25 protein-coding genes are annotated in these 22799 nt (G+C 35.2%); 14 read left to right on the forward strand and 11 right to left on the reverse strand.

The genetic code is table 11. The features are described 5' to 3' along the window. The first annotated feature begins 22 nt into the window (after nt 1-22). The 5 genes from gnd (at nt 23) to ACUN0F_RS16065 (ending at nt 6148) form a co-directional block, all read left to right on the forward strand. Nucleotides 23-916 carry a phosphogluconate dehydrogenase (NAD(+)-dependent, decarboxylating) gene (gene gnd, locus ACUN0F_RS16045; protein ID WP_046954728.1) on the forward strand — a complete coding sequence of 298 codons (894 nt, stop codon included), beginning with the start codon at nt 23-25 and terminating at the stop codon, nt 914-916. 51 nt (nt 917-967) lie between these two features. After that, complete coding sequence (gene fsa / locus ACUN0F_RS16050; protein ID WP_000667675.1) at nt 968-1636, forward strand: fructose-6-phosphate aldolase; 669 nt, start codon at nt 968-970, stop codon at nt 1634-1636. Between the two features lie 370 nt (nt 1637-2006). Beyond that, on the forward strand, nt 2007-3332 hold the full coding sequence (gene gntP, locus ACUN0F_RS16055) for a gluconate permease GntP (protein WP_445539684.1): 1326 nt from the start codon (nt 2007-2009) through the stop codon (nt 3330-3332). A gap of 90 nt (nt 3333-3422) precedes the next feature. Further along, on the forward strand, nt 3423-4964 hold the full coding sequence (gene gntK / locus ACUN0F_RS16060; protein ID WP_445539685.1) for a gluconokinase: 1542 nt from the start codon (nt 3423-3425) through the stop codon (nt 4962-4964). Between the two features lie 116 nt (nt 4965-5080). Continuing rightward, the gene (locus ACUN0F_RS16065; protein WP_445539686.1) at nt 5081-6148 is read left to right on the forward strand and encodes a lactonase family protein; all 1068 of its coding nucleotides are present in this window, start codon (nt 5081-5083) and stop codon (nt 6146-6148) included. Between the two features lie 184 nt (nt 6149-6332). On the opposite strand, the gene ACUN0F_RS16070 is transcribed toward ACUN0F_RS16065, so the two are convergent. Then, a complete protein-coding gene (locus ACUN0F_RS16070) occupies nt 6333-6506 on the reverse strand; it encodes a DUF1272 domain-containing protein (RefSeq protein ID WP_060631633.1) in 174 nt (57 codons plus the stop codon). A gap of 195 nt (nt 6507-6701) precedes the next feature. On the opposite strand from ACUN0F_RS16070, the gene ACUN0F_RS16075 reads away from it, so the two are divergent. After that, the gene (locus tag ACUN0F_RS16075; protein WP_445539687.1) at nt 6702-7523 is read left to right on the forward strand and encodes a pentapeptide repeat-containing protein; all 822 of its coding nucleotides are present in this window, start codon (nt 6702-6704) and stop codon (nt 7521-7523) included. Between the two features lie 44 nt (nt 7524-7567). On the opposite strand, the gene ACUN0F_RS16080 is transcribed toward ACUN0F_RS16075, so the two are convergent. Further along, nucleotides 7568-8449 carry a DMT family transporter gene (locus ACUN0F_RS16080; protein ID WP_445539688.1) on the reverse strand — a complete coding sequence of 294 codons (882 nt, stop codon included), beginning with the start codon at nt 8447-8449 and terminating at the stop codon, nt 7568-7570. 327 nt (nt 8450-8776) lie between these two features. On the opposite strand from ACUN0F_RS16080, the gene ACUN0F_RS16085 reads away from it, so the two are divergent. After that, nucleotides 8777-9562: a glycosyltransferase family 2 protein gene (locus ACUN0F_RS16085; RefSeq protein WP_445540825.1), complete on the forward strand. Its 786-nt coding sequence runs from the start codon at nt 8777-8779 to the stop codon at nt 9560-9562. Here the strand turns inward: ACUN0F_RS16085 and ACUN0F_RS16090 are convergent. From ACUN0F_RS16090 to ACUN0F_RS16110, 5 genes are all read right to left on the reverse strand, one after another. Next, nucleotides 9531-10454 carry an NAD-dependent epimerase/dehydratase family protein gene (locus ACUN0F_RS16090; RefSeq protein ID WP_445539689.1) on the reverse strand — a complete coding sequence of 308 codons (924 nt, stop codon included), beginning with the start codon at nt 10452-10454 and terminating at the stop codon, nt 9531-9533. The genes ACUN0F_RS16085 and ACUN0F_RS16090 overlap by 32 nt on opposite strands. After that, nucleotides 10451-11674 (reverse strand): methyltransferase domain-containing protein, encoded by a 1224-nt coding sequence (locus ACUN0F_RS16095; RefSeq protein ID WP_445539690.1) that lies wholly within the window; start codon nt 11672-11674, stop codon nt 10451-10453. Before ACUN0F_RS16095 ends, ACUN0F_RS16090 begins: the two co-directional genes overlap by 4 nt. Before the next feature lie 12 nt (nt 11675-11686). Further along, nucleotides 11687-12742, reverse strand: coding sequence for a CDP-glucose 4,6-dehydratase (rfbG, locus tag ACUN0F_RS16100; protein ID WP_445539691.1), 1056 nt, complete (start codon nt 12740-12742; stop codon nt 11687-11689). 1 nt (nt 12743) lies between these two features. Continuing rightward, nucleotides 12744-13511, reverse strand: coding sequence for a glucose-1-phosphate cytidylyltransferase (rfbF, locus tag ACUN0F_RS16105; RefSeq protein ID WP_445539692.1), 768 nt, complete (start codon nt 13509-13511; stop codon nt 12744-12746). A 114-nt stretch (nt 13512-13625) separates the two neighbouring features. Next, the gene (locus ACUN0F_RS16110) at nt 13626-14420 is read right to left on the reverse strand and encodes a glycosyltransferase family 2 protein (protein ID WP_445539693.1); all 795 of its coding nucleotides are present in this window, start codon (nt 14418-14420) and stop codon (nt 13626-13628) included. 276 nt (nt 14421-14696) lie between these two features. On the opposite strand from ACUN0F_RS16110, the gene ACUN0F_RS16115 reads away from it, so the two are divergent. From ACUN0F_RS16115 to ACUN0F_RS16130, 4 genes are all read left to right on the forward strand, one after another. Beyond that, nucleotides 14697-15104, forward strand: coding sequence for a MerR family transcriptional regulator (locus tag ACUN0F_RS16115; RefSeq protein ID WP_000285638.1), 408 nt, complete (start codon nt 14697-14699; stop codon nt 15102-15104). A 121-nt stretch (nt 15105-15225) separates the two neighbouring features. Further along, nucleotides 15226-16554: a hemolysin family protein gene (locus ACUN0F_RS16120; RefSeq protein WP_000402265.1), complete on the forward strand. Its 1329-nt coding sequence runs from the start codon at nt 15226-15228 to the stop codon at nt 16552-16554. A gap of 52 nt (nt 16555-16606) precedes the next feature. Next, complete coding sequence (locus tag ACUN0F_RS16125; RefSeq protein ID WP_048546511.1) at nt 16607-17020, forward strand: ATP synthase subunit I; 414 nt, start codon at nt 16607-16609, stop codon at nt 17018-17020. A gap of 200 nt (nt 17021-17220) precedes the next feature. After that, on the forward strand, nt 17221-17769 hold the full coding sequence (locus ACUN0F_RS16130) for a DUF2179 domain-containing protein (RefSeq protein ID WP_000938437.1): 549 nt from the start codon (nt 17221-17223) through the stop codon (nt 17767-17769). 96 nt (nt 17770-17865) lie between these two features. Here the strand turns inward: ACUN0F_RS16130 and ACUN0F_RS16135 are convergent, their stop codons facing one another. Then, a complete protein-coding gene (locus ACUN0F_RS16135) occupies nt 17866-18093 on the reverse strand; it encodes a DUF3923 family protein (RefSeq protein WP_445539694.1) in 228 nt (75 codons plus the stop codon). A gap of 76 nt (nt 18094-18169) precedes the next feature. After that, nucleotides 18170-18550, reverse strand: coding sequence for a hypothetical protein (locus tag ACUN0F_RS16140; RefSeq protein WP_264460984.1), 381 nt, complete (start codon nt 18548-18550; stop codon nt 18170-18172). Between the two features lie 355 nt (nt 18551-18905). Between ACUN0F_RS16140 and ACUN0F_RS16145 the strand changes: the two genes are divergently transcribed. Beyond that, nucleotides 18906-19628: a tetratricopeptide repeat protein gene (locus ACUN0F_RS16145; RefSeq protein WP_445539695.1), complete on the forward strand. Its 723-nt coding sequence runs from the start codon at nt 18906-18908 to the stop codon at nt 19626-19628. A gap of 81 nt (nt 19629-19709) precedes the next feature. Here the strand turns inward: ACUN0F_RS16145 and ACUN0F_RS16150 are convergent, their stop codons facing one another. Further along, complete coding sequence (locus ACUN0F_RS16150; RefSeq protein WP_445539696.1) at nt 19710-20906, reverse strand: MDR family MFS transporter; 1197 nt, start codon at nt 20904-20906, stop codon at nt 19710-19712. Between the two features lie 112 nt (nt 20907-21018). Between ACUN0F_RS16150 and ACUN0F_RS16155 the strand changes: the two genes are divergently transcribed. Together ACUN0F_RS16155 and ACUN0F_RS16160 are read left to right on the forward strand one after the other, a co-directional pair. After that, nucleotides 21019-21561 carry a CGNR zinc finger domain-containing protein gene (locus ACUN0F_RS16155; RefSeq protein WP_445539697.1) on the forward strand — a complete coding sequence of 181 codons (543 nt, stop codon included), beginning with the start codon at nt 21019-21021 and terminating at the stop codon, nt 21559-21561. A 41-nt stretch (nt 21562-21602) separates the two neighbouring features. Beyond that, nucleotides 21603-22358 (forward strand): class I SAM-dependent methyltransferase, encoded by a 756-nt coding sequence (locus ACUN0F_RS16160; RefSeq protein WP_264460988.1) that lies wholly within the window; start codon nt 21603-21605, stop codon nt 22356-22358. Between the two features lie 217 nt (nt 22359-22575). On the opposite strand, the gene ACUN0F_RS16165 is transcribed toward ACUN0F_RS16160, so the two are convergent. Next, on the reverse strand, nt 22576-22719 hold the full coding sequence (locus ACUN0F_RS16165) for a hypothetical protein (RefSeq protein WP_000945246.1): 144 nt from the start codon (nt 22717-22719) through the stop codon (nt 22576-22578). Between the last annotated feature and the right edge of the window lie 80 nt (nt 22720-22799).

The following is a 22799-nucleotide window of genomic DNA, read 5'->3' on the forward strand; positions in this document are numbered from 1 at the left end:
TGATTTGAGGAGGAATTATATTATGCAAGTAGGATTAATTGGTTTAGGTAAAATGGGATTAAACTTAGGGAAAAATTTAATGGATCATAAACATGAGGTAGCAGCATTTGATTTAAATTCAAGTGCAGTGGAAGAAATGAAAGAGTACGGGGCTACAGGTGTATCTAGCTTAAACGAACTTGTTCAATCATTACAATCACCAAGAATTCTTTGGGTTATGGTTCCGCACGCGGTTGTTGATTCGGTTATTGAAGAGGTTACACCGCTGTTATCAAAAGGAGATATTTTAATTGAAGCTGGTAATTCACATTATAAAGAGTCTATTCGTCGATATGAGCAACTAAAGAAAGATGGTATTCACTTTATGGATGCAGGTACTTCTGGCGGAATGGAAGGCGCTCGTAATGGTGCTTGTTACATGATCGGAGGAGATCAAGAAGCTTGGGATATCGTTGAACCTATCTTCCGTGATACAGCTGTAGAAAATGGATACTTATATGCTGGAAAAGCTGGTAGTGGTCATTTCTTAAAAATGGTTCACAACGGAATTGAATACGGTATGATGGCTGCTATTGGTGAAGGATTTGAGATCCTAGAGAAAAGTGAATTTGACTACGATTATGAAAAAGTATCAAGAGTATGGAACAACGGTTCAGTAATCCGTTCATGGTTAATGGAATTAACTGAAAATGCATTTTCTAAAGATGCAAAACTGGATGAAATTAAGGGGGTTATGCATTCTTCTGGTGAAGGAAAATGGACAGTAGAAACAGCATTAGACCTTCAAACAGCAACTCCTGTTATCGCAATGTCGTTATTAATGCGCTACCGCTCATTAGACAATGATACATTTACAGGGAAAGTTGTAGCAGCTCTGCGCAATGAATTTGGCGGACATGCAGTAGAAAAGAAATAAACATCTTAAAAATTTAACTCATTGACGTTTAAAAAATGGAGGGAATAGATCATGAAGTTTTTTATTGATACTGCAAATCTTGAGGACATAAAAAAAGCATATAAACTTGGAGTTTTAGCTGGTGTTACAACGAACCCGTCTTTAGTAGCAAAAGAGGGCATTAAGTTTGAAGACCGTATTGCAGAAATTTGTCAGGCAGTACCTAAAGTTGAATCTGTTTCGGCAGAAGTAACGCCAGATGCTGTTACAGCTGAAGAAATGATCGCCCAAGCAGAAGAACTGATTAAAATTAACGGTGGCGATGAAAAAGTTACAATTAAACTTCCGATGACGCTAGCAGGATTAGAAGCTTGTCGCTATCTTACTGAAAAAGGTGTGAAAACGAACGTTACACTTATCTTCACGGTGAACCAAGCTCTTTTAGCGGCTCGAGCAGGTGCAACGTATGTTTCTCCATTTTTAGGACGTTTAGATGATATTTCTGAAGATGGTGTACTATTAGTTGCGAAAATTGCAGAACTATTCGATATTCATCAATTAGATACACAAATTATTGCAGCTTCTGTCAGACACCCAGATCATGTAACTCGTGTAGCGATGGCAGGTGCTCACATTGCAACAATCCCTTATAAAGTAATTGAACAACTTGCTATGCATCCATTAACAGATCAAGGTATTGAAAAGTTTGCTGCGGATTGGGCAAAAGCACCTAAATTATAATACATGAAAGTGAAGGAGGCTTTCCGAAAATTGCTTTTCATGAGAGGACAGATCTTAAGTAACTTCATCGTTTAAACTGGATCCCGAGTTTGTAGTCCTACTACGTGAAAACAGCAAGGGAAGAAAGTGTCATTCACTTTTGAAGAAGGAAAATATGCTCGTATGAAGCATGTATCACAATAACATTATAATTATTAAAGAGAAATCCCCTTATCAGAGAGAGTAGTTAACATGTATCTCTGATAAGGGAGATTCTTTTTATATCAATCATTATGATGTGAAAATATCTCTTACTCCAGAAAGAACTATATAAGTTCTCTTAATTGTATAGTAATTTTGAAAAGGTTTACACAAAGGGGTGGAATTACATATGAATATGTACCTTTTAATGATTACATTATTATCGATTGTAATTGTTATTTTAGGGGTGTCGTGGTGGAGATGGCATGCGTTTATTAGTTTAACGATTGCAAGTTTGTTTTTAGCAATTATGTCTGGAATGCCAATGGATAAAATAGTGAGCGCTTATGAAACGGGAGTCGGAAGTGTTCTTGGGCATTTAGTAGGTATTTTAGTATTAGGTACAATTTTAGGGAAAATGATGGCAGAGTCAGGTGCTGGAATGCAGGTGGCAGAGTTCTTTATTAAATCCTTTGGAATAAAAAACTTACCATGGGCGATGTTAATTGCAGGTTTTATTATTGGAATTCCGGTGTTTTTTGAAGTAGGCATTTTAATATTATTGCCGTTAGTAATTTCTATTCATAAAACAACGAAACAAAATATTTTATTGATAGCATTACCAGCAATTGCTGGGTTATCTGTCGTACACGGCCTTGTTCCTCCGCATCCAGGTGCAATCGTTGCAATTGGTATTTATAAAGCGAACCTTGGGAAGGTACTTCTTTATTCACTCATTATTACATTTTTTGCAGCGATTATTGCAGGTCCTATATTCGCTAAATGGATTCACAAACGTGTAATTCCTGAAAATGAGCCGGAATTAATTCGTGTAAATACAAAATCAACGAAATTACCAGGAATAGGAGTCTCGTTTTTAGTTATATTGTTACCTGTAATGTTAATGGTGTTAGCTGCAGCAGCTCCTTATGTTCCCCTTTCTGATACTTTAATGAAGATTGTCACATTAATCGGTAGTCCTATAATTGCGCTTTTGATTGCATGTTTTGCAGCGTTCTATTTTCTTGGATTTCGTCAAGGTATCGATAAAAAGGCTATTAAGAAGGTAACAGAAGATAGCTTATTACCAATCGGTTCTATTGTTGCGATTATTGGTGCTGGTGGCGGATTTAAGCAAATTCTTATCGATAGTGGCGTAGGGAATGCTATTGCTCAAATGTCTGAGCATTTAGCTCTATCTCCAATTGTACTAGCATTTATGGTAGCTGGATTAATTCGAATTGCGACAGGATCAGCGACAGTTGCTTTAACAACAGCAGCGGGTATCGTTTCGCCAATCGTTGAAAATACGACAGGTGTGAATTTAGAATTACTCGTCATTGCAACAGGTGCAGGAGCACTCATGTTTTCACACGTAAACGATGCTGGTTTTTGGATGGTAAAAGAATACCTAGGGTTAACAGTGAAAGAAACATTTAAAACATGGACAGTATTAGAAACATTGCTTTCATTTATTGCTTTTGGAGGAGTTTTACTACTCGATATGTTTGTTTAAAATAAGGATGTTTTTATTTGGATTTACAAAGGTAAGGTGAATGTATATTTATGGTGGGATACTGTAGCGATTTTTTGTTAGGAGGAAGAAATGGTGAGTTCAAAATATATGATTGGTGTAGATATTGGGACAACTAGTACAAAATCAGTTCTGTTTTCGATTGATGGATCTGTTATTGCAAGTCATGGAATTGAATATCCTTTATATTCTCCCACGCCGGAAACAGCAGAACAAGACCCAGAAGAAATTTTTCGTGCGGTAATAAATACGATTAAAGAAACTGTACGATCAAGTAGTGTACAGCCGAATGATATTCTTTGTGTCTCTTTTAGTTCGGCAATGCATAGCATCATTGCTGTAGATGAAAAGGGAAATCCATTAACGAGATGTATTACTTGGGCAGATAATAGAAGCGCAAGCTGGGCAGAAAAAATAAAGAATGATATGAATGGTCATGAAATTTATCTTCGTACTGGTACACCAATTCATCCTATGTCACCACTTTCGAAATTAGTTTGGCTACAGAATGAGCAGGCAGAATTATTCGCAAAAAGTTATAAATTTATTTCGATCAAAGAGTATGTTTTTTATAAGTTATATAAGGAATATGTAATTGATTATTCAATAGCATCAGCAACAGGAATGTTTAATTTAAAATCTTTAAAATGGGATGAGGAAGCTCTTCGTGTTGCAGGGATTTCTGATGAAAAGCTTTCTAAACTTGTTCCAACGACGCACAGCTTAATAGGATTAGATGAAGAACTTGCAAAAGAGATGAATGTACTTGTTTCTACACCTTTTGTAGTAGGAGCGAGTGATGGAGTACTATCAAATTTAGGTGTAAATGCAATAAATCCTGGGGTTGTGGCTGTTACAATTGGTACAAGTGGTGCGATACGTGCTGTAACAAATCGTCCTGTAACAGATCCAAAAGGTAGAATTTTTTGTTATGCCTTAACTGAAGACCATTGGGTAATCGGTGGACCAGTTAATAACGGTGGTATGATTTTTAGGTGGGCTCGTGATCAATTAGGCACTTCAGAGATTGAACTTGCGAAGCGTTTAGGGAAAGATCCATATGAAGTTCTTACTGAAATAGCAGCAAAAGTTAATCCTGGATCTGACGGTTTATTATTTCATCCGTATTTAGCGGGGGAAAGAGCTCCTTTATGGAATGCTAATGCGCGAGGATCTTTCTTTGGACTCGGATTACATCATAAGAAAGAACATCTTATTCGTGCTGTTTTAGAAGGGGTAATTTATAACTTATATACTGTTCTTCTCGCTTTAAAAGAACTAATTGGCGAACCGAAAAAAATTCAAGCGACAGGCGGTTTTGCAAGATCGGAGCTTTGGAGGCAGATGATGGCGGATATCTTCCATCAAGACGTATATGTTCCCGAAAGTTTCGAAAGCTCTTGCTTAGGAGCTGCGATCCTCGGTTTATATAGTTTAGGTGAAGTTGATACGTTACATGTAGTTTCTGAAATGGTAGGTGCAAATTTTTATCATGAGCCAAACATGGAAAGTGTGGAAAAATATAAAGATTTAACACCAATCTATATTCGTCTGTCCCGTCAATTGGAAGAAGAATATGAAAGTATAGCAGCGTATCAAAAAAAGTGGGTTTAAAGGCTATTTAGCAGGGAAATATGGTAACGTATAAAGAGGTACTCCAATTTTTTAGGATACTCTTTCAACATAAAATATTTTAAGAAGTATGATGAACAATATAGGGAGAGAGGGGTATGAAAATGAAAGATAAAAAAGAGTTTATTGGATATGTTGGAACATACACGAAAGAAAATAGCGAAGGAATATATACGTTTACTTTAAATACGGAAGCAAAGAAAATTAGTAATGTAACACTTGCGGCCAAGCTTGATAACCCTACATATGTAACGATTAATCGAAATAATGAATATCTCTATTCTGTTGTTAAGGAAGGCGAAGCTGGTGGTGTAGCTGCGTATTCGATTAATAGTCATACTGGAGAGCTAAAGGCGGAAAATAGACAAGTAGTAGAAGGGGCTTCTCCTTGTCATATTAGTGTTGATAGTGGAAATCATACGGTAGTTACAGCGAATTACCATAAAGGAACGATTGAGTCTTTCGTAGTAAATGAAAAAAATGGAACTGTAAATCCTGCCGCATCTATTATAGCGCATGAAGGTTCAGGTCCAAATAAAGAAAGACAAGAAAAACCACATGCACATTACGCGGGATATACTCCTGATGAAAAATATGTGGTGGGTGTTGATTTAGGAATTGATAAATTAATTACATATGAAATAAAAGATAGTGTATTGAAAGAAGTGAATAGCTTATCTGTAAATCCAGGAAGTGGTCCGAGACATATTACTTTTCATCCAAATGGAAAGTATGCGTATGTGATGACGGAGATTAGTTCAGAGGTTATTGTGTTAACATATAATCCGGCAGAAGGATCCTTTACAGAATTACAGTATATTTCTACTGTTCCTAAAGCATTTGATGAAAATAATCAAGGAAGTGCGATTCATATTTCTTCTGACGGTAGTTTTGTATATGCAGGTAATCGTGGTCATAATAGTATCGCTGTTTTCAGCGTGGATCAAAACTCAGGCCAGCTTACATTTGTTGAACATACATCTACAGAAGGAAATTGGCCAAGAGACTTTGTATTAGATCCTACTGAAAAGTTCCTTGTTGCTACAAATGAAAAGTCACATAATCTTGTGTTATTTTCAAGAAATGAATCTACAGGTAAGTTAACTCTTTTACAATCTGATGTTGTTGTGCCAGAGCCTGTTTGTGTTAAATTTTTAAATGTTTAAGTTGTGTTGAAGCTGAATGGGTATAGAGATGTCGTTATTTGTCAGTAAGTCGATATCCTTTGTCGAAACGTCGATATATTGAAAAAATCGTTGATATATTTGAAGTTGTGTTCGATATATTTGAAAAATCGTTGATATAATTTCAGCTGTCTAAAAAAGCAAAGCGATATCGCTTTGCTTTTTACTATTTCTTTTTCGGTCTACGTACTAACTCGCCGCCGCAGTTTGGGCAAACGTTTTGTCTTTCTTCTGTACACGGTGCACAAAATGTACATTCATACACACAAATGTAAGCTTCAGAATCTTGCTCGAGAGATTGATCGCAAATTTGACAGTTTGTTTTCATTTGTAGTGCCATAGTAATTCTCCTTTTAGTTTGAATTTTTATAATTTAATTATAATTCATTAGATAGAGACTGTCTTTTTCAATTGAAAGGAAATCGAATGATAAAGTTGTGATTTGAAATGAAAGATGCCAATTTATTTTAAAATTGATTATTTCATGCAGTTGGAATATTATGAAATAGTCAAAAGACAACAGGGGGTATACATTTTGACTAATCATAACGATCATTTAAAAGCAAACTGCGAAAAATGCTTCGGTTTATGTTGTGTAGCGTTACCGTTCGCAGCATCGGTAGATTTTGCAGTGGATAAAGATGGTGGTAAACCATGTGCCAATTTACAATCAGATTTTAAATGTAGTATACATAAAAATCTTAGAGGAAATGGCTATAAAGGCTGTACAGTATTTGAATGTTTCGGTGCTGGACAAAAGATTTCTCAAGTTACGTTTAAAGGGATTGATTGGCGGAAAGATGCCGGGCATGCAAGGAAAATGTATGATGCTTTTCCAGTTATGCATCAGCTTCATGAAATGCTTTGGTATTTGAATGAAGCTATTCTTTTAAAGGCGACGCAGTCAATTCATAAAGAATTAAAGGAAGCAATTGAAGAGACAGAGCGACTTTCGAATTTAACTGCGGACGAGTTAATGAAAATACATATTCCATTACACCGTGCAGAAGTGAATATTTTACTTTTAGAAACTAGTGAGCTAGTTTGGAAGGAAATGAATGCTGCGCGTAAGAAACGAATCATTCACCGCGGAGAAGATCTTATGGGAGCGAATCTGAAGAAGAAAGATTTGCAAGGGGCGAATTTAAGAGGAGCATATTTAATTGCGGCTAACTTAAATGGAGCAAACTTAAGAGGAGCAGATCTTATCGGAGCAGATTTACGGGATGCAGATATTCGGGGAGCAGACTTTACAAATAGTATTTTTCTGACGCAAGTTCAAATTAACGCGGCGAAAGGGGATACACATACGAAATTGCCGGGATTGTTGTCCCGTCCATCGCATTGGAGCGCGTAAAGAATGTGGAACAGGCAGAGATTAAAAATCTCTGCTTGTTTTTTTCATTTCTTTTCAAAAGTAGTAATTAAAACGCTACATATAATAAGAATACCACCAATAAAAAAGTTGATACTTAATGTTTCATTTAAGAGCAACCAACCAAGCAATGATCCGACGATAGGTTGGAAGAAGAAAAATAATGAACCGATGCTAGCATCCATTAACTCTAATCCTTTATTCCAAAGGAAAAATGCACCTGCCGTTGAGACGACTCCTAAATATACTACTAATATTACGTACGTGTTTATTGTTTCGATAGAGGTTGATTGTAGTTCCCATATCATAAAAGGTGTAATAAAAAAGAGTGAAAAGAATATGGCGTACGTTGTAATAACTAAGGATGAAAATCGAGTTGAAGCAATCTTCACATAAATAGATAGTAAAGCCCACGTAATAGCGGCCCCAACTAATATGATTGTTCCGATAAAATAGGAGCCAATTTCAATATCCCATCCGATTACGATAATGACACCGATTGTCGCTACGATAGTAGATAGTAGTCTACGAGCGGTTAGTTTTTCTTTTAAAATAATCGCTGCAAATATAACCATAAATGCAGGTGTAGCTGACGTTACTAAAGAGCCTGTATGAGCGTCAGATAATTTTGTTCCGATAAATTGACAAGTAATCGAAATGAAATATCCGATAAAGCCAATCCAAGCGAATAAAAACCAATCCTTTTTGCGAATGGTTACTTTCTTCTTTTGCTTTTTCTCAGCTATTTTCAAAATGAAATATAAAACAACGAAAGCGATAATAAAGCGTAGCCAAACGAGTGTCAGTGGTGGGATAAAGTCGAGTACATATTTGCTAACAACATACATACCGCCCCATATACTAGCTGCTAGTGATAAACATATAGCTCCTAAAATTGTTTGTTTCATGTAAAGTACCTCCGTCTATTTTTAGGGTTTTATGAGTTCCCTAAGACGAGGCATAGTGTTAAGTGTTATATGAATGCCCGCCTTAGTTTATAGACGGCTTACAGGTTGATCGTTTTCGAATGAAGTGTTGTAGTACATGAGTGCATTCCTCCTTCATAATTTAATAAAGATATTATAACTTAATTTTCAGTTTATTGGGATGTTTCTTTAGAAAATGGTGGTTGTCTAAGAACGCATAGTATATGGTAGAAAAACATATTTTAAAAATAAAAGAAACCAATTACATAACTGATAAGTATAGTAAGAGTAGGATGAAAAAGTAGATTAATAGAGAACGAGGAGGAGATTGTTATAACTACAACCGTTATTTCTCATTTTTACAATGAAGAGTATTTATTACCGTGGTGGCTTGCTCATCATACGAAACTGTTTGATCATGGCATTTTAATTAATAAAGGTTCAACAGATCGTTCGATTGAAATTTGTAAAAAATTCGCACCACACTGGGAAGTACGAGATTCTGCAAATCCAGAATTTGATGCATTAGCGACAGATCATGAAGTGATGAGGATAGAACAAGAAGTAAAAGGATGGAAAATGATTTTAAATACGACCGAGTTTCTTTGTGTACAAGATAAAAATCAGTTTTGGAAATCACTGAATGAATTGGGAGGGAGGATGTATTGGCTGGAAGGGCTTATTATGGTCGATGATCTTAACTATAATTATCCGGACCTTAACTTTGGAATACCTTTAATGAAACAGCGATTTCATGGTTATTTACCAGAAGATTGGGCGTTATGGAGAAGAGGTAGATTTATTCATAATCATGAACACGGAAGTTATACGGTGGGGAGACATTTATCTGCACATGAATCTATGATTTATTCGCCACTTGCGTGTATTGCATGGTTTGGTTTCAGTCCTTGGAACGATGCGATGAGAAAGAGGAAATTACAAATTGGCCCGACTCTTTCTGAAGCTAGTAAGCATGGGGGAATGGGAACACATCATATTATTACACCTGAAAAATTAGAAGAATGGTATAAGGATTTAGCGAGAGGGACGAAGGATTTACGTTTTAGTGGTGCGTATCGTTATGCTTTTTTATAAATGATTCCCACCATAAAATTGTTTCTTCGATCCCAGTATTTAGATCGTATGTTGGTTTCCAGTTTACTTCAGTTTTTAAACGCTCTACATTAACGCCGACGAATAAAGGTTCATCTTTAGAGAAAGGGATCGCACCTAGTTTAATTAAATGTTCTTTTCCTAACTTTTTAGCAATGATAGAAGCTAATTCTTTAATTTGTACAGATTGACCAGAAGCGATGTTGATTGTGCCTGTAACGCCATGTTCTAATACTGTTACGAGAGCATCAGCGACGTCGCTCACATGGAGGAAATCTCTTGATTGTTTTCCATGTGTACATAGTGCTTCCTCATTTTTTAATAAGGAAGTGATAATGTTAGAAACGAGCCGATTCCCTTGTTCGTGAGGGCCATACATATGAAAAATGCGTCCCCAACACATACTGAGGCCGGTTTGCTCGGCGTATGATTGTAGCCAGGAGTGTAGTGTGTTTTTACATAATGAATACGGGGTTTTATAGGAAAGAAGTGGTGAGTCTTCAAATAGTACGCCGTTAAACCATTCATATTCTGCGCCAGTACCGGCAACGACGACTTGCTTTCCGCCGCATGTTGTGAAGTGTTGAATTAATGAGATACTGGATGTAAGCCAATAGTAATTATTAATAGATACATAACACGCTGGCGGCACTGCTTCCCAAGCTAAATGAATGAGATGACTAGGTTTAATGTCGTAAATAAGTTTTTTTACTTCTTCATCGCAAAGTAAGTTTACTTTATGCCAATGGCAAGAAAGGTGAGAAGGCTTATTTGTATTGTAGGTGGCTTGCACTTCATAGCCCTTTTGTATAAGAGAATTTACAACATATTTACCAATCCATCCACTACCGCCTGTTACAAGGATTTTTTTCATGGCTCAATCACCTCAACTTCTGGAATCGTTACTAAAAATTTGCCGCCCCATTCACGAATGAAAGAGCATTCTTTCATAATTTCATCTTTCAAATTCCAAGGAATTATAAGAATGTAATCAGGTTTTGTACGTTTAATTTCTTCCGGAGATTTTATTGGAATGCGGGTACCTGGTAGAAGGAGATTTTGTTTGTGAGGGTTTTTATCTACTGTATAATTTAGAAACTCTTTTCCTATCCCGCAATAATTTAAAAGGGTGTTTCCTTTAGCAGGAGCGCCGTAACCGATAATTTGTTTGTTTAAAGCTTTTGCTTCAATAAAAAACTTTAAAATGTTTATTTTCAATTGTTCGATGCGTTTAGAAAAAAGGAGATAGCAATCTAATGTATCTAGCCCGTGATCTATTTCTTTTCGGATTACATTTGTAACACTGGCATTGATAGTGGATGAGTCACTGTGATGGTTTACAAAAATACGCAATGAACCACCGTGCGTCGAAAGTTCTTCTACATCGACAATTTGTAAATGATGATAAGCTAAAACTTTTTGAAGGCTTATAAGTGAGAAATAGGAGAAATGCTCATGATAGATTGTGTCAAACTGTTGAAAGGAAATTAGGTTTAATAAATGCGGGAATTCAATTGTTATCGTGCCATCTTGTTTTAATAACGTTTTTAAACCGGCGACAAAATCATGCAAGTTCGGAACGTGTGCTAATACGTTATTTGCGATGATTAAATCTGCTTGCGGTAATTTTTTTGCTAAGTCATTGCTGAAAAAATTCACTTGTGTAGGAATTCCTTTTTGGATAGCGATTTCTGCTACATTTTTTGCTGGTTCAATTCCTAACGTTTCGATATTTTCTTTTTGAAAGTATTGTAATAAGTACCCGTCGTTACTTGCGATTTCAATCACTTTCGAATGGTTGATTAAGTTGAAACGCTTAATCGCCATTTCTACATATTGCTTAGCGTGTAGTAGCCAACTTGATGAGTAAGAACTGAAGTATAAATAGTCATGAAAAATATTGTGCGGAGATTCAAATTCATCTAATTGTACAAGTAAACAAGAGGTACAAACAAATGTGTGTAGCGGATAAAATGGTTCCATTTTATATGAGTTTTCAGGAGCGACAAATGAGTTAGCGAGAGGGGAAACTCCTAAATCTAAAAAAGTATTTGTTAGTAATGAGTGGCAAAAACGGCATTTTTTCTGTTCCATTTTATAGCCCCCTTATAAATTTTTGAATGCATTGATTTGTTGTCGCGTGAAAGATTCCATATTTTCACCAGATGCATATTTTTTGTACCAATCAACAGTCCAAGCGATAGAATGATCTGTTGATAATTTAGGAGTCCAACCGAGTTTATTTACTGCTTTTGTACTATCGAGTGTTAAAATAGGTGACTCATAAGGAGTGTTTGTATGAGGAGAAAGGATTGTTAGTGGTTGATTCCATAATTTCATTATAGATTGAATGACATCATGAACGGTTCTGTTAGGTTCATTTATCGGGCCGAAATTCCACGCTGCTGCATATTCGGCGTCCTTCCAAAGCTTCTCAGCTAAAAGAGTATACCCATGTAAAGGATCTAATACGTGTTGCCACGGGCGAATAGCGTGTTTGTTTCTAATATTTAACGTAGCATCTTGTAAATATGCACGAATGATATCCGGGAATAATCGGTCTTCTGCCCAATCACCACCGCCGATGACGTTACCTGCTCTTACTGAGGCAAGATGCAGAGTGTTAGTGTGAAAGAATGATTTTTGATATGATGTTGCAACTAGTTCAGCACAAGCTTTACTAGCACTATAAGGGTCGAAACCTCCTAGCCGGTCAGTTTCTACGAATGCCCGGTTACCGCTCCCGTCATTTTCATAACATTTATCACTTGTAACATTAATGATGCCGCGTATACTTTCTATATGTTTTGCCGCTTCTAATACGTGAACAGTCCCTAAAACATTCGTCTTAAATGTTTCGATAGGATTTTTGTATGAAGTGGTGACGATTGGCTGAGCTGCTAAATGAAATAGTATGTCCGGGTTATGTTGTTTCAGGGCATGGAATAAAGAATCGTAATCTGTAATATCGCCTTTAATTGATGTGCATTCTTTTGCTACGTTACCTTGTTCAAAAAGGTTAGGGAAGGATGGGGGATGAGAAGAATAGCCAACTACTTCTGCGCCTAAAGAACTTAAAAAAAGGGTGAGCCATGAGCCTTTAAAGCCAGTATGTCCCGTAATGCATACTTTTTTCTTATTCCAAAAAGATGATGAAGCCATATTACCAAACCTTCCACGGAGCGTTATTACTTTCCCATAGCTCGACTAATTTATTTTTATCGCGCAATGTATCCATTGGATGCCAAAAACCAGTATGTTGATATGCAGCCAATTCGTTTTTCTTTACTAACTGAACTAAAGTGTCTGTTTCAAAAACAGATTTATCTCCACTAATGTAATTGAAAACATCAGGATTTAAAACGAAAAATCCACCGTTAACCCATCCGCCATCACCTAGTGGCTTCTCTTGAAAGGATGTTACAGATTGTTTATCTAAGACGAGAGAACCGAATCTACCAGGAGGTTGTACGGCTGTAACAGTAGCCATTTTGCCGTGTTTTTTATGAAATGCAATGAGTTCTTTTATATTTACATTACTTAATCCATCGCCATAAGTGAGGCAGAAAGGTTCGTCCCCGATGTAATTTTGTATTTTTTTAACTCGTCCACCTGTTTCGGTATTTAGACCGGTATTAATCAGTGTAACTTTCCATGGTTCTATACGATGAGAATGGTTAGTAATCGTATTGTCGTTTAAATGTATCGTGAAATCGGACATGTGTAAGTTGTAATTTAGAAAAAATTCTTTAATTGCATATCCTTTATAGCCTAAGCAAATAATAAATTCAGTAATTCCGTAATGGCTATACAAACTCATAATGTGCCATAGAATAGGTTTTGTTCCAATTTCAATCATAGGTTTTGGTTTTAAATGAGTTTCTTCCCCAATCCTTGTTCCGTATCCACCTGCAAGAATAACAGCTTTCATTTTTTCCTCCTAAAATAAAAATTTATAATATATACAGTATTCATATGAAATACAAATGGTATGGTTTTTAGCTAAGTGCGTAAAAATATGTGGAACATGATAGGATGAGAAATATTAAGGTTTGAATTTAGGGAATAATTGTTGATACTCAGGGTGATTACGTAGATCTTGTGTCGTCTGAGTTAACAGTAAAAATCGAACTTCGAGTTCCTCAGAGGACTGACCATATTGTGTTTGAAGTCCCATTTGAACGGCCTCTTTTGAGAGGGTAGGTGTAATTTGTAATTTTCTTGCCTTTGTATGTTCGTTCCAAGGGCTAAAATAAAATTTAAAAATGAATGAAGGGGAGTTATAAATGATAGGTTGGTGCTGCGTAAAATGTCTACCAGGTAAATATGCGCCGTCAAGATGGTTGTGTATAAATCGCCAGGCACAGCCGATTTCTGGTTTATAAGGAAAAAGACCATGGTATCGTTGCTCTACTAGCGGAATAGAATATCTTAGTTTTGAATAATTGTAATTATGCTTATCAATCATGACAATCATTCTAATCGCATACATATTTTGTTCTAACGTATGAAGTGATGAGAAAAATTCTTCTACATTGTTACAACAAAGAAATTCCGTAGTATTTAATACCATTTTCCAACCTGAAACTTCTCTTTCAATTTCCATCACCTCAATATCAGTATTAGTGGGATCGAAATCAAGGAATCTTGAATTTCGTACTTCCCAGTTGGGAGCAAATAATTTACAAATTTCAACAGAACGATCTGTAGAACCTCTATTAATTAATATGCCGTGATCAAATATTTTTGTATGATGCATAAGCCACCATGGTAATAAATACTCCTCGTTATAAAAGTGAGAGATAATTGTCCTAGTGATTTTAATCTCCTCCAGTTGCATAAATAATGATTTTATTTCAATATTATTATCATATGTTTGAAATTAAGGAAGGTTGAAAGGAATGTGTGATTCCATTTTTACATTTTGGTATCGGCATATCGAAAAAACAGTAATCTAACTATATGGATAGAGTTATAGAGTGTGAATATACTACATACTTAGATGGCATGTGAAATTTTGTATAAATTATGAATAATAAACCGTCACGTTTGACTGTACAGTTTATGTATTGTATGATGGTAGTAATATAAACAAGGGGGGAAGATCGTTGGGAAGGTGTATCGAATCGGACAGTTGGCTCTCATGGCTCACGTGTCGAAACGCACGATTGATTATTATACGAATCTAGGAATCTTAAAAGCGGAGCGATCTCAATCTAATTATCGCTATTACGATGAAACAGCATTTGAGACATTACAATTTATTGAGAAGTGCAAAGAAATGCATATGCCGCTTTGTGAGATTAAAGAGAAAATCGAGGAGAAGAAGAAGCTGCTCGGTATCAATGAACACGTTTCGAAACAAGTGAATGAAGTGACAGACCATATTCATCGATTAGAAGCAGAGTTAACGGAGTTAAAGCCGCTTTTAGATGGATTGACTGATTCACAACGTGAAAAAATATCGAAATCTTTATCTGGTCAAACGACAGCTTTAATACAGACACTTGTTCTATTATTATAGAAAAAAGTGAAATCCGACCTCTTTAATTTTTGTATCGGGCTATGTTTTCTAATGAACAAATAAGAAAACATTATAGTATACAGGAGGTGGACACCTTAGTTTTTTAAACTAAGGGGATTCATTGGAAATATTTAATTTAGTCATGGTTGCGATTTTAATCGCATTTACTGGATTTTTCGTAGCAGCAGAGTTTGCGATTGTAAAGGTACGTTCAAGTCGTATTGATCAGCTTGTTGCGGAAGGGAAACGCGGTGCTTTAGCAGCGAAAAAGGTAACAACAAATTTAGATGAATATTTATCTGCTTGTCAATTAGGTATTACAGTTACAGCTATGGGATTAGGTTGGTTAGGTGAACCGACAATTGAAAAGTTATTACACCCGTTATTTGAGAAATGGAACATAAATCCTTCTATCTCATCAGTATTAACATTTGGTCTTGCTTTTATGCTAATGACGTATTTACACGTTGTAGTAGGGGAATTAGCTCCGAAAACGATGGCAATTCAAAAGGCTGAACAAGTAACGTTGTTATTGGCAGGTCCGTTAATGATGTTTTATAAAGTCATGTATCCATTTATTTGGGTATTAAACGGTTCAGCTCGTGTTGTAACTGGCTTATTCGGTTTAAAACCAGCTTCAGAACATGAAGTAGCTCATACAGAGGAAGAATTACGCCTTATCCTTTCAGATAGCTATGAAAGTGGCGAAATTAATCAGGCTGAATACAAGTATGTAAATAACATTTTTGAATTTGATAATCGTATTGCAAAAGAGATTATGGTACCGCGAACAGAAATCATTGGTTTCTACCTGGAAGATTCAGTAGAAGAACACATGAAAGTAATCCAAAATGAACGATACACACGTTATCCGATTTTTGGAGAAGATAAAGATGATATTATCGGTATGGTCAATGTAAAAGATTTCTTTATTCGATATATGAACAACGATAAAGAAGATTTATCATCGATTCGCACGTATATGCGTCCGATTATTGAAGTGATGGAAACAACTCCAATTCACGATTTATTACTTCAAATGCAGAAGAAGCGAATTCCGATGGCTGTTTTATATGATGAGTACGGAGGAACAGCCGGAATTGTAACGCTTGAAGATATCTTGGAGGAAATCGTCGGCGAAATTCGTGACGAATATGATGAAGATGAAGCACCACCAATTCAGCATGTGAATGAGCACCATAAAATCGTTGATGGAAAAGTGCTTATCTCCGAAGTGAAAGATTTATTTGGATTACACATTGAAGAAGATGATGTGGATACAATCGGTGGCTGGATTATGATGCAAAATCATGAAATTGAAGAAGGACAACATGTTGAGGCGGAAGGGTATGCATTTAAAGTGTTAGAAAAAGACGCTTACCAAATTAAACGTGTTGAAATTCGTAAGATGGAGCAAGAACAAGAAGAAGAGAAAGCAGCAACTGTGTAAGTTGCTGCTTTTCTTCTAAAGTATAAAAAATGTGAAATTAGGAGCGGATATTTTGATTCAAGCAGCCTTACGTGTATATCGATTACAATTGTATGCGATCTTTAGTGGTTTACTACTTATGTGGACGATTACTCCGTTTGGAAAACAAGTAACAGGGTTTGGTATCGGATTAGCTGTAAGTGCATATTGCCTTTGGTTATTGGCTCGCAGAGTGGAGAAACTTGGGAAAAGTATCGTAATGAAAGAAAAGGCTCCTGGATTAGGAGTTCTAAACCGATTTGCAGCAGCCATTCTAGGAGCTATTATTATGTATGAAATTGAGCATGAAATGGAAATGTGGGCATTCGGTACAGGCATTTTAGGTGGTCACTTTTTAATGATTGCGAATTTAGCTTATGCAAATGTGCAGTTAGTGAAAGAAGAAGAGAAGCAAAGAGAACAGGCTTCGAAAAACATAGAGCTATGATGAAAGGGACCTAGTGGGGTTCCTTTTTTGAGTTTAAGCAAGCTAATGAAGGGAATCAAATTAACGACAAATATAATACGCTTCTTTTTTGCGTTTTTCAATAGTATGAAAAATAATGTAAAAAAATTTAAAAACCCATCGATTTCTAAAGGTTATGTATGTTATTATGACAAAAGACTTTTTGAAAGAGGTGGATACCAATGTTACAAGCGTTACTTATTTTTGTGCTTCAAATTATTTACGTTCCAATTTTGACAATCCGTACGATTTTGCTTGTAAAGAATCAAACAAGATCCGCTGCTGGTGTTGGATTGTTAGAAGGAGCTATTTACATTGTCAGTTTAGGTATTGTGTTTCAAGATTTATCAAATTGGATGAACATTATTGCCTATGTCATTGGCTTTAGTACGGGACTATTATTAGGCGGTTATATAGAGAATAAATTAGCAATTGGATATATTACGTATCAAGTTAGTTTGCTAGACCGTTGTAATGAATTAGTAGATGAACTACGTCACTCTGGATTTGGTGTTACAGTATTTGAAGGCGAAGGAATTAATTCAATACGTTATCGCTTAGATATCGTTGCAAAGCGTTCTAGAGAAAAAGAACTGTTAGAAATTATTAATGAAATTGCACCAAAAGCGTTTATGTCTTCTTATGAAATCCGTTCATTTAAAGGCGGATATTTAACGAAGGCGATGAAGAAAAGAGCATTAATGAAGAAGAAAGATGAACATGTATCGTAAAGAAAAGGGAGTTGTGCAGCTTTAAAAGCACGGCATAATCCCCATATAAAAAAGAGAGGAATCTATATTGAAAAAGATTCCTCTCTTTTTTCTGCGTTATTTTTTTCTACTTTTTCTCAGATTAACAAGTAACCATACAACTTGAATAATTAGTGGTAATATAAATGCAATTAATAAAACGATAAAGGCTATTAATTTCAGCTCAGGTGTTTGAGTAACACCAGTCCCATCAACCTCTCTTAGCCAAATGATAGCTGTCAATATCCCGAAAGTTATAATCCAAAATATGTTACCAATCCACCAATAAATCCATCTTCTTCTCATGCTAGCACCCCTTACATTTACCCTCTGTTAAAAGTGAATTTTCGTTCGTTACATTTATAATGAAATACCTATAAAATTAATTTTTTTTAACTGTATATCTAACTTGTTTAAACGTTACCATTTCTCCGTCTTTATCATCATCCTTATTCTGTAAAAGTTGAACTCGTGGCTTGTAGTCTGTCCTATGAGCATCCTCGATATCTGTAATATCAAGTTTGTAGGATTCACCATTCTTTATTTTTTGTTCGAATACTTTTTTATTGGCAACATAAATAAAAGTTACTTTATTTTCATCAATGCCTTCAGTCTTAAATTCTAATTCGTTATCTTTTGCTGTAATCGTCGGTGTTAATAATTCAATACTGCCATTTCCAGTTTCTAAAGAATTTTCTACTATAGTTGAACATCCAGATAATATGATTACGATGAATAGAAGAGCACTTAATTTCTTTCTCATAACATCCCCCAATTTCAAGTGATTTTTGATTTTGGCATTGCTAGACTGCTAGTGCGAAACGTAAATGTTTAGTTAGCACTCTTCTTGATTGTACCATAATATGTAAATTAAAACAGGCTGTATATCCAATTTAAGGGGGTTGAAAAGTTTACTTATTGTTTTAAATCAGTATTTTTCCAGTAGGTATATATTTTCTGTAGAAAGCAGTGTTGTTAAAATCATTACGAATTGGATATCCAACTATATGATGACATGTAGACAGGCGAAAGAACTTATTTTTATGGAAATTACAATTTTTTTCATATTAAAATAACGATATGGAATAGATGAATTCATTCACTTCGGAGGTAGTTATTTGAATATTAACGAGAAGGCAATTGAAATGTTTGAACAAAATGAATATGAGAAAGCAATGGAACTGTTTCACCAAGCAGTACAGGAATCTAGAGGTGTACAATCTCTCAATAATCTTGCTTGGATGTACTTTTATGAGGAAGAGAATGTTGATAAAGCTCTGGAATTAATAAAGGAAGTTATTAAGTTGAATCCTTCCTCATACTTTCCTTATAACATCTTAGGGGACATTTACTTGAAACAAGAAAAGTGGGCAGAAGCGAAAGAGAAGTTAGATGCTTTTAACAGGAAATCTGATGATTTTGTAGGAGAAATTCATGTAGCAGATTTATATGTTGAGTTGAATTGCTATAAAGAAGCAATTGAATGGTTCGAAAAGGGATACAAAGAATGCTGGAAAAGTCCCAATTGGATTAGTAGATTTGTGTATGCTCTATATAAAGCTAATAATTTCTCCCGTATGAATGAAGTTATACGGGAATCTATTGAAGCGAAAACAGAAGAAATAGAAGACGTTCAGAATGAAGAAGTAGAAGAAAACTGGACAGAAAAAGATAAGAAAGAGTTAATTGAGGAATATACAGAAGAGAATAATTGTTATAAAACAATGATAGAACGTATCAAATCTGGATACGTTCCAGGGTTAGAATTTGAAACTTATCATATAGGGGCTTGCTATTTGTTTGGTTGTAAAAGACATAATCATCTTGAATATGAAGAATAAAAAAATTCGACTGTCACATATGATGGTCGAATTTTTTATTATAGGCTGCTTGTCTAAAGGTACCATCTCAATTGTAATGTGTTAAAGGTGTTTCGTATTATTACATAGGTATATATCTTCTTTAGGGAATCCTTTTTTAATATTTAAAATATGTAGTGAAATAAAACCAATAAGTCCTATTCCACCGAAAATAAGCCATGGTGTATACATTCCGCCTAAGTTGGATGTAAAAGATGTACCGGTATAATTACCGATGATAAAACCAAATGCGAGTGATAGTTGATAAAATCCGAAGTAAGTAGCTGTATAGGATTCGTTACTGTAATTTGCAATAGCGATATCAGCGTTAGGTAATACGAGTGTTTCGCCAATTGTAAATAAAATTACACAAATAAATAGCCAATACGGGTGTGGAAATAAAGGAATGAGTAAAAAAGAAAAACTCATTAATAAAACACCGTATTTAATAATCGAAAGTGTATTGTATTTATGAAATAGTTTACGAAATAATACCATAAATATGACGCCTGTTATTGCATTTATCGTAATAACGAGTGTAGCAAGCTGATTGCTATTACTAATGTTTTTCATATGAAGTGGAAGTGCGACAGTAAGCTGAGTAAACATAATATAGAAGAAAATCATAATAAATGAAAACAAAAGGAAAGATTTGTTTTGTAAAATAGCCTGTAGCCCTAATGTAATAGACGTGTTTTCAGTAGTGACTTGGAAGTGATTTTTAAGTAAGTAAAAGATAAAAGCGAATAACAGCATAAGAGATCCTGTTAGAGAGAAAGCATAGATGGGATTGAGTAAGAGTAAAAAACCTCCTGCAATTGGTCCGATTATTGCACCGCAATTAAAGCTAAGGTTTAAATATGTAAATAAATTTTTTCTCAAATGAGCTGGCTGTGAGCCAAATATAGCGCGAGCGGCAGGTTCGTAAAATGCAGTTCCGAAGCCAATAAGTGCAGAAGAAATAGAAATTGTATAGAAATCAGAGCATATTCCTAAAGCGATAAATCCGATTCCTCTCAAAAATAATCCGGCTATCATCATAATGATATAGCCTATTTTGTCAGCAATTAACCCTGAGAATAATGGGATAATTCGTGATGTGATTGTCATAACCGTCAACACTGTTCCTACTTGGACAGCAGAAAAATGAAGAAAGGTTAATAGATAAATAGTTAAAAATGCGTATACTGCAAAATACCCAAAAGACATAAAGAATGAAGAAATAAGCATGAAGCGTATCGGTATTGAGAAACTTTTCATAGAACTCCTCCTAATATTGTAACCAGTAAAATTATTTAATGGTTAACTATTTTATATTATAATTATACATAAAGTCAGAAAAAAGTAAATTTTAAGAAGAAGGTGGATGGAATTGAATCAAAATGCACCAAATGAATTAGAATATATTCGGGAATTTTTAAATACATGGAAAATACCAAACGATACGAGAGAGCCAATTGATATGCTGCAAATAGAAGAGGATATAAAGCTCTTTATGAAAAAATATTTTCATGAAGAGGTTCCATTTCATACGATAGAGGAATTAAAAAGTTTTCGAGAAGATATTCGGGCGGCAATTGAAGGTGAAGGATCATTGCAAAAGTGGTTAGAGAAATATCCATTTCATGTATATGTAATGGAAGATATGAAAGGTATTACATATGAGCCTGTGCACGAAGAGAATATATATACAAAAGTATTAAGTATTGTTTTAATGGCGGTTCAAGAAAATTTGTGGGGGAGGTTAAAAGCATGTCCAGATTGCTGCTGGGTATTTTATGACAATTCACGAAATGGAAGTAAAAGATGGTGCGGTATGTACGCTGGAGAAGAAGGAGGAAGAGCGTGCGGTACGATTGCGAAAGTGAAAAATTACCGGGCGAAGAGAAAAGGGAGATCGGGTTATAATGTGTAATTTATATTAGGGGAAGAAAATTGGATGGGGGAATGTAGAGTATGAAAGATACAAAAATGTTAGCGTTAAATAAAAAGTGTTGGGATACAGTTGCATCTTATTTCTTTCAAGTGGATTGTTTACCGAAATATGGCCCGTATACAGCGTCTGAAGATGAGATTCGTTTGTTTGATTCAATTAGAGATAAAAAGGTTCTTGATATTGGATGTGGAAGTGGGCATTCGCTGCAATATATGGGAGAGCATGGTGCGGAAGAGTTATGGGGGCTTGATCTTTCAAGTGAACAAATTAAAACAGCGAATGAAACGTTAAAGTGTTGGAATCCAAAGTTAATATGCGGAGCAATGGAAGAAGAATCGGATATTCCAAAAGGATATTTTGATATTGTATATTCCATTTATGCATTAGGTTGGACTTCGAATTTACGAAAAACGTTGGAACTGATTTATTCATATGTAAAGCCAGGAGGAAGTTTTATCTTTAGTTGGGAGCATCCAATATATTCAAATTTACAGTATGGTACAGAAGAAATTGCTTTAAAGTCTTCTTACCATGAGGAAACACCTATTACGTTTGAAACATTTAAAGGGGAAAATGTACAAGCGACATTATATAAGAGAAAAATAAGTACATACATAAATGAGTTAAATAGAGCGGGATTTACAATTGAGAGAATAGAAGAGCCTGAACCATCTAGTTCATTTGATGAAGAACGAGCTGAGCCGTCTACGAAATATTATTCTTTATATAAAGCTAGAATGGTGCCAACTACTTTTATTATTAAGGCAAGAAAGTAAAGTGCTTTATAAAAAGAAGCCTATCATTTCAAATACACTTCTTGTGAATGTAACGAGCGCCAATTCAACATTAGTATTATAAAATGGCCCGTTAGGTGTAAGGCATGTGACCACTATAGCAGGTGCGATTACGGCAAGTTTAAATGTAGTGAGAATATTATAAGGAATATAAAAAACACAAGGAATGTCTGTATAGACACACCTTGTGTTTTTCTCCTTATCTTTTCGGTTGAAAAATATGCTGAAAGAAGTATTTGTGATGTAAGTTATCTACCACTTTATTTGCTTGATATGTGCGGTGTTGTTCGAGTCGAAGTCTTTGCTCCATCATTTTTATTGCGTGATCAGATAAACGTAACATTATACATGTCTCCTTTTCTATAAATATAGGTGTCTATTGGTATCGATCCCATATTTATAATTAAGGAGGTACACTGTGTA

This window comes from Bacillus sp. 1A (assembly GCF_052682215.1).

Coding starts and splice junctions, on each gene's coding strand:
- ACUN0F_RS16110 (WP_445539693.1), bottom strand. CDS start 14,420: ATGCAACTGGAGGAGATTAAAATCACTAGGACAATTATCTCTCACTTT.
- ACUN0F_RS16080 (WP_445539688.1), bottom strand. CDS start 8,449: ATGAAACAAACAATTTTAGGAGCTATATGTTTATCACTAGCAGCTAGT.
- rfbG (WP_445539691.1), bottom strand. CDS start 12,742: ATGGCTTCATCATCTTTTTGGAATAAGAAAAAAGTATGCATTACGGGA.
- gntP (WP_445539684.1), top strand. CDS start 2,007: ATGAATATGTACCTTTTAATGATTACATTATTATCGATTGTAATTGTT.
- rfbF (WP_445539692.1), bottom strand. CDS start 13,511: ATGAAAGCTGTTATTCTTGCAGGTGGATACGGAACAAGGATTGGGGAA.
- ACUN0F_RS16065 (WP_445539686.1), top strand. CDS start 5,081: ATGAAAATGAAAGATAAAAAAGAGTTTATTGGATATGTTGGAACATAC.
- gntK (WP_445539685.1), top strand. CDS start 3,423: ATGGTGAGTTCAAAATATATGATTGGTGTAGATATTGGGACAACTAGT.
- ACUN0F_RS16150 (WP_445539696.1), bottom strand. CDS start 20,906: ATGAAAAGTTTCTCAATACCGATACGCTTCATGCTTATTTCTTCATTC.
- ACUN0F_RS16070 (WP_060631633.1), bottom strand. CDS start 6,506: ATGGCACTACAAATGAAAACAAACTGTCAAATTTGCGATCAATCTCTC.
- ACUN0F_RS16090 (WP_445539689.1), bottom strand. CDS start 10,454: ATGAAAAAAATCCTTGTAACAGGCGGTAGTGGATGGATTGGTAAATAT.
- ACUN0F_RS16165 (WP_000945246.1), bottom strand. CDS start 22,719: ATGTTACGTTTATCTGATCACGCAATAAAAATGATGGAGCAAAGACTT.
- gnd (WP_046954728.1), top strand. CDS start 23: ATGCAAGTAGGATTAATTGGTTTAGGTAAAATGGGATTAAACTTAGGG.
- ACUN0F_RS16130 (WP_000938437.1), top strand. CDS start 17,221: ATGTTACAAGCGTTACTTATTTTTGTGCTTCAAATTATTTACGTTCCA.
- ACUN0F_RS16160 (WP_264460988.1), top strand. CDS start 21,603: ATGAAAGATACAAAAATGTTAGCGTTAAATAAAAAGTGTTGGGATACA.
- ACUN0F_RS16140 (WP_264460984.1), bottom strand. CDS start 18,550: ATGAGAAAGAAATTAAGTGCTCTTCTATTCATCGTAATCATATTATCT.
- ACUN0F_RS16135 (WP_445539694.1), bottom strand. CDS start 18,093: ATGAGAAGAAGATGGATTTATTGGTGGATTGGTAACATATTTTGGATT.
- fsa (WP_000667675.1), top strand. CDS start 968: ATGAAGTTTTTTATTGATACTGCAAATCTTGAGGACATAAAAAAAGCA.
- ACUN0F_RS16095 (WP_445539690.1), bottom strand. CDS start 11,674: ATGGAACAGAAAAAATGCCGTTTTTGCCACTCATTACTAACAAATACT.